Below are 14,063 nucleotides of genomic sequence, written 5' to 3'. Positions count from 1 at the left end.
CCCGCCGCGACTCCAACCTACTGCACAGATGATTAATGTTTCATCGGCTTGTGTAGCTTCTTTAGATTGTTTCTCTATAAATTTTTTTATTTTTTCAAAATTGGCATTAATGCCATTATCACCAATGTGTCCGTCTATTAAAGCACTAATTGATTTTAATAAGGATCCATTATCCTGGGTAAGATCTGTTCCTGGGCCATCAAGAACAAGTGTGTGCTCTTCTTGGCAATGTTCAGCCAATTGATTAATAAAATTATCCGGATCAAACATCAACCAACTTGCTGTTTCGTTAAGACTGAAAAAACTGAAATATCCGCCTTTATTTGGTTTTTTCTTTGTGATTGAAACTGTGCCATTAGCAAGGATAAAAGCTCTTCTAATTTTTCCCATTACAGGTTTTCTTTATATTTTTGTGGGGAAGGGGATTGTAATCAATAAAGATTAAGGATTTACAATGTACTTTATATGCTCAGCTTCGACAAAAAAGGAGCAATATGACGTATATCAGCGAGTTAAAACGCATATTAGGCGAACATTTAGATTGGCACAAGGCTCGAATTGAGAATTGGTTGGTTTTTTGCTTGCACGCAACATTAATTTTAAAGAAATTTTATGTAAAATAGGCAGTTTCTAAAATTTTTGTATAAGGATATTACATGCCAAGTTTTTCTGTTTTTAGCATTTACGAAAAAGAAATGCGTTCTTTTATTAATAAAGTTGCTGAGTCTACCCCTTTGTCCAAAGATGAACTCACTACGTGGGTATACAGTGAGGGGATATTGCAATTTCGGAATGGTCAAAGTTCTGATTATTATTCCTATGTAAATGAAAATGTAAAAAAATTTGGTCATAGGCCATTAATCTCGAAACAACATTCAATAGGACAAATATTTAGTGGCTTCATGGCTCTTCAAGATGCTTTCATGAAATATTTTGCGACTGATAAACCTGATCTAAAAGATAAATTAGAGCAATTTTTTGCGGTATATCTTTTCGGTGCAATACAAAATCATATACCTTTTATTACTGTGCAGAGTACCATATCATCTGAGCTGAGCGCTTACCAAGATGAACATGGTGCCCTGGAGCCAGTAGATGCTCTGAAGCTTAGTATTGAGATATTCGAAAAGAGACGTTTAAATGCTCCTCAATTAGAAGAGGAATTTAAAAATCAATTAATTTTAATGAATGAGTTTTTGCAGTCCTTAGAGCAACAGTTGAAAAACTCCAAAGTAAAAACAATAACCTCTGGTCAAGCGTTTTTTACAGTAGATAAAGAGAAGACCTTGATATCAAATGAAGAGCAGGTCTTTACTTTAGAAGAACCAACAAACCAATATCAGTAATTAAACCCTGGACGGTGAGGTGATATGCCTATTTTAGCTGATCCAAATATGCGAAATTTTGTCAAAAAGCCTGAAAGAAGTTAACTAGATGAATGTTGTTAGCAGGGTATAAATTTTGATTATCCCGAGATAACGCTCGGGATAATATGCTGTATGTTTAAATTTGGACGCTTTCTGTTAAATTTGTTGGTGAAGTGCTAATTACTTCACTTTCTTTCACAAATATGGACGATGTTAATGGGACTTTGAGTGGTGAGATGGGAGTGTTTTTAGGAATCAATCCCTTTTTTATTAGAGCCTCCCAAAATTTAGGTGTAATAGGGGTACTGGCATAGTCCAATGAAGTCTTAAGTTCTTCTGGTGTTCTTGCGCCAACAACGACTTTTTCAACTTGTGGGTGCATGTGTACAAATTGCATTGCTGCATGAGCTAGCGGTACATTGTGTGCTTCGCATATAGCTTCTATCTTTTCTAGCCTATCAAGCAGATCGCGATCTGCTTCTTGATAGCGAAAAAATTTATTTCCTGTTTGACCGCTTAAAAGCCCACCTCCATAGGGAGCGGCAATATAAAGTTGGATATTTTTTTCTTTACAAAGCGGAAATAGTCTGTCGAGTGCTGAAAAATTGAGTAGGTTGTAGCAGCCCGCCAGCATAATACGGTTAATTTTAAAGCGCCCATCTTCAATCAGTTTTATACAAATTTCAGTATCGTTTGAGCCTATTCCAGCAACTTCAATTTTTTGTTGTTCTTTCAGATTTTCAAAAGCAAGATAGCCATCCTGAACAAAGGCATCATAATGGGCTGTATGCTTTTCTCCATGAGTGGTTTTATCAATATCGTGTAAATACAAAGCATGTACACTGGGTAACCCCATTCTTAGCTGACTTTGATTAAAAGATTTTTCGATACCTGTTTTGCTATAATCAAAGACTTGAGTAAAACCACTGGTATTTGTAAAACCATTGCTGCTTTCCGATTTTTGATTAGGATCAATAAAACGCCCCGCTTTGGTGGAAATCTTGATGCGGGTGCGGACATTGTCGTCTAAAGACAACAAAGCTACTCCCAAAACATTTTCTTGCGCACCATTACCATAATGGGGGGCACAGTCAATTTCTTCTATACCATTTTCTACTGCAAATTTAACTGTTTCTATCATTTTGAAGATAGGCACTTTAATACTTCCCCAGTGTGCAAATCCTAAAACGAGCTTGTGTTTAGGCATGATAAGTCCCTGTAATTTAAGAAAATAGATGAATACTATATTTTAAAAACGCCTACAAATTACTGCTTTTTTTGTATTTTCACAATTATTTTTTTTCTTAAATGGAAAAAGGTAAAACTCTGTATATGTAGGAAAAATAGAATTATTTTAAATGAATTTTGTTATAAATATCTTGCTACATTTTCTGCAAAAATATCTCCAATTAGATGCAAAAGCTCATATTTATGCCTACATTTAATTTGATGAATACTAATCTATTCAATGTATAAAAATTTATATGTAAATCTGATTTTGAAAAGTTATAAATAGGGGTTAGGGATAATCAAGAATGCAAAATCATGTTTTTTACAGATTGGGCAAAATAATTTATCCATTACGATGGTATCTCATTGTGTGGTGGTTATTTTTTGTTGTTGCGTGTATCCCGTTTCTGCCTAATGTTATTAGTCCATTTAAGACGACAGGTTTTATTGACGAAAGCTCTGAAAGTGCTAAAGCAGAGGAATATTTGAATAAAAAACTGGAATATAACAACGTTAATAAATTTCTAATTATTTATAAAAGCCCTAATCTTCTAGCAAGCAATCCTCTATTTATCAAAAAGATAAAGAAATCATTACTGGAATTAAAGGATTTTCCAATCAAGCATGAAATATTTTTTCCGAACAATAATAAAAAGCAAATCTCAAAAGATAAACACACAGCTTATGTCGTTGTAATGGTAAAAGGTAGCAAACCTCTTGATGCACGACTATTGTCACAGTTTGAAGCAGCCATAAAAAAGCCATCTAATATGGCTGTTTCGCTAGGAGGCCAAGCTATTTTTGTAAAGGATGTCAATAAGCAAACACAAACTGATCTTTATCGGGCTGATTTTATTGCAACCCCTGTAGCAATAATCACTTTAATTTTTATTTTCGGCTCCCTTGTTGCAGCATTGTTGCCTATTGTTTTAGGTGGAGGATGTGCATTAATAATTCTTACTATTCTCTATTTTTTAGGACATGTGTGTACACTTTCAATCTTCACTTTAAATATTGCTTTACTATTAGGACTTTGTCTTAGTTTGGATTATTCCCTGTTCGTAATAAGTCGTTTTCGTGAGGAGTTGCATAATGGGGTCACTATAAGAGAGGCAATAGCAATAACTGAAGAAACAGCAGGGAAAGCTATCTTTTTTAGTGGCTTAGCTGTTTTTGTAAGCCTTAGTGCCCTATTTTTGTTTCCTGTTAATATCTTGTTTTCCGTTGCAGTAGGTGGCCTTGTAGCTGTTGGAATAGCAGCCGGTACAGCAATCATTTTACTACCTGCGATTTTGGCAGTGCTTAACACACGAATAAACTTATTGTCGGTGCGATTTGGCAGAAAAAATAAAATCAAGCACTTTAAATTTTGGCATTGGCTGGCGGAAAAAGTGACCAAACGTCCTCTGGTATTCTTCTTTCCAATCCTTATTTTCTTGCTGTTGCTTGGTTACCCACTGTTGTCGGCAAAGTTTGGTGTTTCCGATTATAAGATTCTCCCTAAAAATTCAGAAAGTAGAGATTTTTTTAATACTTATTCTGAAAAATTTAATGTACAAACATTAACCCCTATTCTTGTCTTAATTCAAACACCCCATAGCTACATTTTATCAAAGAATAATATTTCCCATATGTATAATTTAGCGCAACAGCTTAAAGCAAATTCCGACATTGACCAAATTAACAGTGTTGTTACTACAGATTCCAAGCTAACTAAAAAACAGTATTATGATTTATATAATTTGCATAGAAAATTACTGGATAACAATCTAAAGCAATTACTGGCGACTACGACTAGCTACTCATTTACAGTAATGAGCGTTGTTAGTAAATATAATATTAACTCACCTCAAACCAAAGAATTGATTACAAATCTACGCGATACGAAAATGGCCTCTGGGATGAAAATGCAATTAACTGGAACTCCCGTGATTAATGTAGAGGTTCTTGAAAGTATTTCTCGCATCCTTCCTTTCGCCATTCTTTGGGTTATTGTTTTTACCTATCTCATCTTGTTAATTTTATTACGTTCATTATTGTTGCCGGTTAAAGCCATTATAATGAATTTATTAAGCCTTAGTGCTTGCTATGGGGCTTTGGTTTTAGTTTTTCAGGATGGCTATTTGGCGCAATATCTTAATTTTGAACCACAAGGAATGCTTGATATTAGTTTACTGGTTATCATTTTTTGCGCCTTATTCGGATTTTCTATGGACTATGAGGTATTTTTATTAACTAGAATAAAGGAAGCACATGAGGAAAGTGGTAATAACAATAACAGTATTGTTTTTGGCATTGAAAGAAGTAGTCGCATTATCACAAGTGCGGCTGTCATCGTCATCTTTATTTGCGGCTCTTTTTTAGTAGCTGATGTCTTAATGGTGAAGGCATTTGGTCTTGGCATAGCAGTTGCTATTTTTGTGGATGCTTTCTTGATTCGAACTTTATTAGTGCCCTCCACAATGGCGCTTCTTAAAACATGGAACTGGTATTTACCCAAATGGTTAGATAGATTTTTGCCTGTATTGTGATGAATCAAACAAGTATAGAAAGGGATAAAAAAATTGAGATGGAAAACTCAAAGACTTTGCATGAGTTATTTGAGATGCAGGCCAGGCAGAGACCTCAGGATATTGCAGTCATCTTTGCAGAGCAAGCTATAACTTATGAGCAATTGAATCAAAAGGCTAATCAACTCGCTTATTATTTGCAAGAAATAGGTATAAAGCCGGATACAACAGTGGCTTTGTGTATGGAGCGCTCTATTGAACTATTGATAGCTATGCTTGGTGTTTTGAAAGCGGGTGGGGCATATGTGCCATTAGATTCATCACATCCAGAAGAGCGATTACTACTGATTCTGCACGAAGGTTCTACTCAATTCTTAATCACAACGAATTCTTTGGAGAAGAAATTTATTCGCTACCAAGGAAAAATAGTCCTGAACAAAGAGGCGAAAATAAAAGAACAAAAAACAGATAATCCTGCCTCAGCGGTAACTTCACGTCACTTGGCTTATGTTATTTATACTTCCGGTTCTACTGGCGCCCCTAAAGGAGTATTAGTTGAGCATCGAGGTGTAGTGGATTACTCGCTTTGGTTTGCTAAATATTGTGATTGCCAACCGCAGGAGCGTATCGATTTTTCTTCTAATCATGCTTTCGATTTTGCGTTAACGACGTCGATTATCCCTTTAATGCTTGGTTTAACCGTCGTTATTTGTACGGATAAGAATAAAAAAGATCCACGGCAGTACCTTAAATATTTGGTCACTCATCAAGTTAATTTTATTAAACTAACGCCTAGCTATTTTAAAGTTTTGTTATATGAAGTAAAAAATAAGCGTGTCGACTTGCCTGATTTAGAAAAAATTATGCTGGCTGGAGAAACTTTGTCGACGGCTGATTGTGAGTCTTGGTTAACCCTGTATCCCCAACATGTTTTATTTAATGAATATGGCCCTACTGAAACAAGTGTGGCGGTTTGCCTCTACAAAATTAATGAAAAAAACATCTATAATTTGGGGGCGAATGTTCCCATTGGGGAAGTGGCTCCACATGTGAAGTCTTATATCCTTGATAAACATCTTCGCCCGGTTGTTGAGGGTGATATTGGTGAGTTGTATCTTGGCGGGAGTTGCCTGGCAAGGGGGTATTTAAATAATGAAAAATTAACTGAGCAATATTTCATTAAGGATCCCTTCGACAATGATGTTGCTGCGAAGCTATATAAAACTGGTGATCTATGCCGTCGACTTCAAGGAGAAATCGAATGTATAGGAAGAATCGACCATCAAATAAAAATACGGGGATTTCGAGTTGAGCCTGCTGAAGTCGAGAGTTGTTTGCTTAAGCACTCTGCCTTAAAAGCAGCGGCGGTATTAGCTTTTGAAGGACTCCAAAAGAATAAAAAATTAGTAGCCTATTACGTCCTTAAAGATTTAAACAACGATGTAGATGGCAGTGATCTGCGTCAATATTTGCAGCGTCATTTGCCGGAATATATGATTCCTGTCACTTTTATTAAAATGGATGTTTTCCCCTTAAATGCTAATGAGAAGTTAGATCGGTCTGCATTACCAGCACCTCAGTTTACCGTAGGTCAGTATTATCTGGAACCCAAATCAACATTAGAAAAAATGCTTGCAGAAATTTGGTCTGAGGAACTGGAGATAAAGCCAATAGGGCTTAAAGATAATTTTTTCGAGTTGGGAGGACACTCACTATCGGCAGCGAGAGTGGTTTCAAAAATAAACCATCAACTAGGCAAAGAAATTTCCTTGCATGATTTTTATCATGCTCCGACCATTACTAATCTAGCTCCCTTAATAAAAAAGGCCAAAACGATCAGGAAGCGACATCGTGCACTAAGCCAGGCTTTCAAAAAAGAGGATGCATTGCTTCCCTTAAGTGATTTTCAGCTTCTCTTATGGTTGGCAGATACGTTCGAGCCAAAAGCGAAAAAATTAAATATATTTACAAGAAAACGCTTCGAAGGACGCCTTGATGGTGCTCGTCTAACCACGGCATTAGAGTCTGTTTGCCACAAGCATGAAATATTATGTTTTCAAATATCCAAATTTTATCCTGCGCAACGGTTACAAAAAAATTTAGCCTTTAAGGTGATGGAGACCAATCTTGAATCTTTTTCTGAAGAAGAATCTGAGTTGATGCTAGAAAAGTCCAGTCACCAATTAATTACCTCTTATCCCTGGCCTAAAGGCTCACCGCAGATAATATTGCGATTGTTTCACCTTAAGGATGATTTCACTGAATTGCAAATCTGTTTCCCCCACATTATTTTTGATGATGTTTCGCCTGAAATCTTGCTATCCGATTTATCTGAATTTTATGTTTCTGGCAAAAAAATAAAAAAATCAAAGAGAGATATAGCTTATAGAACCTACCTATTTGATGAGCAATCTTATATTCAGAAACATTTAGATCGCGATATGGTGTTTTGGGATGAGTATTTAAAAGACACCTCTTTATTTGTTTTTCCTCCAGAACAAGTCATTAAAAATATGCAAGCCCAACAACTGACCTATTCAACCTATATGCAAATACCTGAAGACGCTTTGAGTAATTTTCAACTATTTTGTGCGCATAATCATATTAGCATTCTGGATGGTTTGTGTGCCGTCATGGTGTTGGCTTTGCTCAATTGTTGTCATGATTCTCAACAAATTTCCCACTCTATTTGTGTGAATAGAGTAAAATCTACGCGAAATAGTCAATGTTATGACAATGTGGTGGGGTGTTTTCTCAGAATTGAGCCTGTTAAATTGATACTGAAACAAAATTCCACATTAACGTCATTAGCCCAAGAGGTTCATGAGTCTGTGATTAATACAAACCCTTATCAAGGGTGTCCAAATTTGGTAAAACTTGCAAGTATAGGTACATTTCAACGGATGCAAAGTAGAGTTAAAGGGTTTTTGATTAAGTTTTTTGTTTGGCTATACACCAAGATATTTCGTTCTGTGAAATTAAACTGTAGAGTCTTTAGTCTAGGTGGGAGGCTAAGTTCTGCAAAAGGAAATAATTTTCTTATCAACCTGAATGTGCAGAATAGTTTCCTGGCGAATTTTAAAAAAAGAGAAAAAGCTGGTTTTTTTGGATTAAAAACCCAAGATATAAGAAGTTCTCACGATGATTTATTGAAAATAGATAATTTATTTGATGCTTGTTTTTTTCGCATGATTGACTCAGATGCCCCTTTTTTAGTTATATCTGCAAATTTACAACCGGCTTTTCGAGAGTTAATAGCTAAAGAAGTGATTAAATTAATTAATGTAAACCTGCCTCAACATTAATTACAATGAATTAAATATTTTGCAGTAGCTCAGTTTCTGATAAAGTCATCTAGAATTTTTTTGAATAAGGATCAAGGATGATAAGAAAAATCTTTGCAGTTGTTTCTTTCTATGGTTTTGTTTGTTCAGTTTTTGCTGCATGTCCAAATGCCTTGCCAACCAATGATGTCAGCTTCTGTGCTTCGTTTAAGTCAGTAGCTACCTGCTATTGCACATCCTCAGGATTACCATCGGGTATGTGCCAGGATATGAATGCACTTTATTCACGTATGGTAAGCGTGTTTGGTTCGCTAAAAAAGGCATGTGAATATCAGCAATATACCAGCCCTCAAGACTGTATGGATAATTGGAATTGCTATCTTTATGGGGGGGTAGACTCTCGTAATAGACTTTGTAGCTCCAATAAGAAAGCATGTCAGTAATTTGGTTTTTGACATTTACGTCTTGGCTTTCTGCTTCAGATAGTCAAGACATTAAAGAGTGTTTTATTGTGATTATTAAAAAATTTGTATTATTCACTTTACTGCTGTTATCGTTTTGTTCTCTAAGATGTCAGGCGGCTTTGCAAACGAACTCGAAATTGTCACACCCTCCCTATATTGGTGTATTTGGTGGTTACGGTTCAACCACTTGGGAAGGATTAGTGCCTTTGAAGGAAAATCAGAATGCAGCACTGAGTATGTCCACCCCGATTAAAGTTACTGAAGGGGGAGGTGTATGGGGAGTTTTTGTTGGCTATGAGTTTATTCCACAGTTAGCATTTGAATTAAGTTACATGCGCTATCCCGATGCGAATGTATCATTTGATCCGATGAGTCTGTTTAGCTTCATGAATGACAATTTGACAACCTTTAAAACAAAGACAGAAACGGTGGATTTGAAAGGCAAAATTATGCTGCCTATTTCCAATACAAGGCTTAGAATCTATTCCAGTGTGGGAGCTGCAGGTGTACATCGAAACGATATGCTTGTTAATGATTGGCGCTTAAGCCCGACTTTTGGGGCTGGTCTAAATTATCATGTTACTGAGCATTTCATGGCTGAGCTTGGCGGTAGTTATACGGCAGGTTATGGGGAAGCTCAGTTAAATCCTACAGATGCTTATTTTCCTTTTCTTTACTCAGTAGGTTTACGTCTTGCTTATGGCTTCTAATATCCTTAATAAATGCGGAATAACCATTTTTTAACCAAAATCGTTTTACATAAGCTTCTAATGCTATAGTTATTAAAATGGATTGTTAATTGCCAAATTAGCATTGGTTTAAGGTAATTTTGGGGCTTTTTTAAGAATAACTTGAGGTGCCATGAAAAAGAAAAGTAGTGTAACAAATGTAGTTCTAGTGCTATTGGCTACATTGCCTCTACTTTTCAGTTGTAGTGACAAAAAAAAGCAATCTGCTGAAGAAACGCCTGAGGTTGGGGTTGTTACTTTAAAAGTCGAACCTTTTACTTTCACTGTGGAGTTACCTGGGCGAACACGTCCCTACCGTGTAGCGGAGGTTAGACCGCAGGTTAGTGGTATTATTTTAAAGCGCCAATTTGTTGAAGGTAGTGATGTTAAAGAAGGACAGTCCTTATACCAGATTGACCCCGCACCCTATCAAGCAGCTTATGACAGTGCCAAGGGGGACCTTGCTAAAGCACAAGCCAATGCGGAAATTAATCACTTAACAGTGAAACGCTATAAACCTTTACTCAGTACCAATTATGTAAGTCATCAAGATTATGATACCGCTGTTGCCAATGCTAAACAGGCTGATGCAACAGTGATTGCTGCTGAAGCTGCTTTGGAGAAAGCGCGTATTAATCTCATTTATACAAAGGTTATTTCGCCTATTAGTGGACGTATCGGTAAGTCTAGTGTAACGGAAGGAGCGTTAGTTACCGAAAATCAAACAACGGCTTTAACCTCAGTGCATCAGCTTGATCCCATATATGTTGATGTTACTCAATCAAGCAAGGATTTTTTACGTTTAAGACGTGAGTATGCTAGTGGTTTTTTGAAGAAGAACAGTAGCAATATTGTGGTTGAGCTAATATTAGAAGACGGCTCTCTCTATAGTAAAACTGGGATCTTGGAATTTTCTGATGTTACTGTTGATGAAACCACCGGTTCCATTACGGTACGTGCTATTTTCCCTAATCCTCACCATGAGCTTTTACCAGGCATGTTTGTGCGTGCACGTTTAAAAGAGGGAATAAAAGAACATGCAATTTTAGCTCCTCAACAAGGAGTTACGCGCAATGCACGTGGAGAGGCAACAGCATTAATTGTGGATGCAAATGGGGTTGTTGTCTTACGCAAAATAGAAGCGATCAGGGCAGTGGGTGATAAATGGCTTGTTACTCGTGGTTTAAATGCTGGTGATAAGATAATTGTGTCTGGGCATATGAAAGTCAAATCAGGAATGAAAGTAAAGTCTACAGAAGTAACTATTGAGCAAAATAAGATTACTATCGATGAAAAAATGCCTGCAGATAAACAACAAAAAGGTAATTAGAAATGTCTAACTTCTTCATAGACAGGCCTATTTTTGCTTGGGTTCTTGCAATTCTTGTCATGCTGGCTGGTTCTATAGCTATTTTTAATTTACCAATAGCCCAATATCCCAATGTAGCCCCTCCTGCAATTGAAATTTCAGCTACTTATCCTGGAGCTGATGCAAAAACCGTAGAAAATACAGTAACGCAAATTATCGAACAAAATATGAGCGGCATAGACAGGCTTATGTATATGGCCTCTCAGAGCGATTCTTCAGGCACGGTCACCATTACACTTACTTTTGATGCAGAGGCTGACCCTGATATTGCCCAGGTTCAGGTACAGAATAAATTACAACTTGCAATGCCTCGACTTCCCCTGGAAGTACAGCAACAAGGTATTAATGTTAAGAAATCAAGCAGTAGTTACCTGCTGGTATTAGGGGCAATTTCTGATGATGGCAGTATGAATCAATATGATCTCGCTGACTATGTAGCCTCTGATATTCAAGATCCAATTAGTCGTCTTAATGGTGTTGGCGATGTCGAGTTATTCGGTTCTCAATACGCGATGCGTATATGGTTAGATCCGCATAAATTGAATAATTTCCAGCTAACACCGAGTGATGTAATTCTTGCGATTCGAGCACAAAACAATCAAATTGCTGCTGGGCAACTAGGAGGTACTCCTGCGGTTCCAGGACAGCAGCTTAATGCTTCTATTATTGCGCAAACTCGCCTAAAAACAACGGAAGAATTTGGGAAAATTTCACTGAAGGTAAACCAGGACGGTTCTATAGTTCGTTTACGGGATGTAGCTCACATAGAGTTAGGGGGAGAAAACTACGATATACTTTCGCATTATAATGGTGCGCCAGCAGCAGGTTTAGGGATAAAGCTTGCAGTAGGGGCAAATGCGCTTGATACTGCTGCAGCTATTAAAAATGAAATCGCTGAAATGTCACCCTTTTTTCCACGCGGTTTTAAAGTTGTTTATCCTTACGATACCACTCCTTTTGTGAAGCTTTCTATTCGAGAGGTGGTTAAAACCCTCATCGAGGCGATTATTCTTGTTTTCCTTGTAATGTATCTTTTCTTGCAAAATTTTCGTGCCACGTTAATTCCCACTATTGCTGTACCTGTTGTTCTGCTGGGTACCTTTGCTATCTTGTCAGTTTTTGGTTTTAGCATTAATACGTTAACTATGTTCGGTATGGTTTTGGCGATAGGTTTACTAGTTGATGATGCTATTGTCGTGATAGAAAACGTCGAGCGGGTCATGGTGGAAGAAAATTTAGAGCCTAAGGAGGCGACACGTCGCTCCATGGGACAAATTCAAGGGGCTTTGGTAGGGATTGCCATGGTATTGTCTGCTGTTTTTGTTCCTATGGCATTTTTTGATGGTTCTACAGGAGCAATTTATCGTCAATTCTCAGTGACTATTGTGTCAGCTATGGCGCTTTCTGTTTTGGTAGCATTAGTTTTAACGCCAGCCCTTTGTGCAACAATCTTGAAGACAACAACAGCCAGTGAGATCAGTCATAGGAAAGGATTTTTTGGCTGGTTTAATCGCAATTTTGAACGTGCGACACATCTTTATCATGATGCTGTTAATAAAATCCTTGTCCAAACGGGGCGTTATTTGCTGATTTATTTATTGGTTATTTTGGGCGTGGGTTATTTATTTCTTAGCTTGCCCTCTTCTTTTTTACCGGATGAGGATCAAGGCATGTTGTTAACGATGATGCAATTGCCTGCGGGGGCTACCCAACAGCGTACGCAAAAAGTGGCTGACCAAATTACAGATTACTACCTTACTGAGGAAAAAAATAATGTAATTTCAGTATTTACTGTTGTTGGTTTTGGTTTTAACGGGAGAGGGCAAAATGCAGGCATTGCTTTTGTGACATTAAAGGATTGGGAAAAACGAAAAGGTGCAAAAAATAACGTTTCTGCAATTATTTCCAGAGCTACAAAGGCTTTTGGTCAAATCAAAGATGGGTTGGTGTTTCCCTTTAATTTGCCGGCAATCATTGAGCTTGGTACAGCGACCGGGTTTGATTTTGAGTTAATTGATAGGGGAGGTTTGGGGCATGAAAAATTGACGAAAGCTCGTAATCAACTTCTGGAGATGATAGGAAAACATCCAGATGCCTTAGTTCGCGTTCGCCCTAACGGTTTAGAAGACACTCCGGAATTCAGGCTTGAGATTGATCAGGTAAAAGCAGAGGCCATGGGAGTAGCAATAACTGATATTAATCAGGCTATCTCCACTAACTTGGGAAGCACTTATGTCAATGACTTTATTGATAGAGGACGGGTCAAAAAAGTTTATGTGCAAGCCGATGCCAAATTTAGAATGTTACCCGATGATATCAAAACTTGGTATATAAGAGGAAAAGATGGGCAAATGGTACCATTTTCTGCATTTACCAAAACTTATTGGGAATATGGTTCTCCTCGCTTGGAGCGCTATAATGGTTTACCTTCTATGGAAATTTTAGGAGAAGCGGGTCCGGGTAAAAGTACGGGAGAGGCTATGCAGTTAATGGAAAAATTAGCGTCAAAGCTACCATCGGGAATAGGCTTTGATTGGACTGCAATGTCTTATCAAGAACGCTTATCGGGCTCACAAGCACCTCTGTTATATACCATTTCTTTGATTGTTGTCTTTTTATGTTTGGCGGCCTTATATGAAAGCTGGTCAATTCCATTCTCGGTGATGCTAGTTGTACCATTAGGTGTCATTGGAGCGTTGTTAGCTACTTACTTACGTGGGCTAAACAATGATGTGTATTTCCAAGTGGGTCTTTTGACTACCATTGGCTTATCTGCAAAAAATGCCATCTTGATAGTTGAATTCGCCAAGGACTTGATTGAAAAAGAAAATAAAGGATTGATTGAGGCGACCCTTGAAGCGGCACGCATGCGTTTGCGTCCGATTTTAATGACTTCTATGGCCTTTATTTTCGGTGTTTTACCGTTAGTGCTTAGCACAGGCGCTGGTTCAGGATCGCAAAATGCGGTAGGTACTGGGGTAGCAGGCGGAATGCTGACGGCTACTATCCTGGCGATTTTTTTTGTACCTGTATTTTTTGTAGTAGTGCGTCGACACTTCGGTAAAAAACTACACGGCATTAACTAGGTAATTGCGAATGACTATTTATTGG

At 37.5% G+C, this 14,063-nt stretch carries 9 protein-coding genes; 7 read left to right on the top strand and 2 right to left on the bottom strand.

From position 1 onward, the window contains the following. A partial coding sequence (locus Lbru_RS17335; protein ID WP_058441565.1) for a hypothetical protein occupies positions 1-390 on the bottom strand: 390 nt, incomplete at its 3' end. 266 nt (positions 391-656) lie between these two features. On the opposite strand from Lbru_RS17335, the gene Lbru_RS07480 reads away from it, so the two are divergent. Continuing rightward, positions 657-1,346: a hypothetical protein gene (locus tag Lbru_RS07480; RefSeq protein ID WP_065235439.1), complete on the top strand. Its 690-nt coding sequence runs from the start codon at positions 657-659 to the stop codon at positions 1,344-1,346. A gap of 157 nt (positions 1,347-1,503) precedes the next feature. Here Lbru_RS07480 and Lbru_RS07475 read toward each other — a convergent pair whose 3' ends face one another. Next, entirely contained in the window at positions 1,504-2,574 is a 1,071-nt protein-coding gene (locus Lbru_RS07475; protein ID WP_058441564.1) for an aldo/keto reductase, read from the bottom strand. Positions 2,575-2,902: 328 nt separating this feature from the next. Here Lbru_RS07475 and Lbru_RS07470 point away from each other — a divergent pair, with 328 nt between their 5' ends. From Lbru_RS07470 to Lbru_RS07445, 6 genes are all read left to right on the top strand, one after another. Next, positions 2,903-5,128, top strand: coding sequence for an MMPL family transporter (locus Lbru_RS07470; protein WP_058441563.1), 2,226 nt, complete (start codon positions 2,903-2,905; stop codon positions 5,126-5,128). A 38-nt stretch (positions 5,129-5,166) separates the two neighbouring features. Next, positions 5,167-8,412 (top strand): non-ribosomal peptide synthetase, encoded by a 3,246-nt coding sequence (locus Lbru_RS07465; RefSeq protein ID WP_065235440.1) that lies wholly within the window; start codon positions 5,167-5,169, stop codon positions 8,410-8,412. A gap of 77 nt (positions 8,413-8,489) precedes the next feature. After that, complete coding sequence (locus Lbru_RS07460; RefSeq protein WP_058441562.1) at positions 8,490-8,834, top strand: hypothetical protein; 345 nt, start codon at positions 8,490-8,492, stop codon at positions 8,832-8,834. Beyond that, positions 8,825-9,565 (top strand): outer membrane beta-barrel protein, encoded by a 741-nt coding sequence (locus Lbru_RS07455; RefSeq protein ID WP_238583847.1) that lies wholly within the window; start codon positions 8,825-8,827, stop codon positions 9,563-9,565. The genes Lbru_RS07460 and Lbru_RS07455 overlap by 10 nt, the downstream gene beginning before the upstream one ends. Before the next feature lie 151 nt (positions 9,566-9,716). Then, positions 9,717-10,913: an efflux RND transporter periplasmic adaptor subunit gene (locus tag Lbru_RS07450; protein ID WP_058441561.1), complete on the top strand. Its 1,197-nt coding sequence runs from the start codon at positions 9,717-9,719 to the stop codon at positions 10,911-10,913. 2 nt (positions 10,914-10,915) lie between these two features. Further along, a complete protein-coding gene (locus tag Lbru_RS07445; protein WP_058441560.1) occupies positions 10,916-14,038 on the top strand; it encodes an efflux RND transporter permease subunit in 3,123 nt (1,040 codons plus the stop codon). Positions 14,039-14,063 lie beyond the last annotated feature (25 nt).

This window comes from Legionella brunensis (assembly GCF_001467025.1).
GTDB lineage: Bacteria > Pseudomonadota > Gammaproteobacteria > Legionellales > Legionellaceae > Tatlockia > Tatlockia brunensis.
The sequence above is the reverse complement of the archived record's forward strand: the minus strand, read 5'-3'. Positions and strand labels throughout refer to the sequence as shown.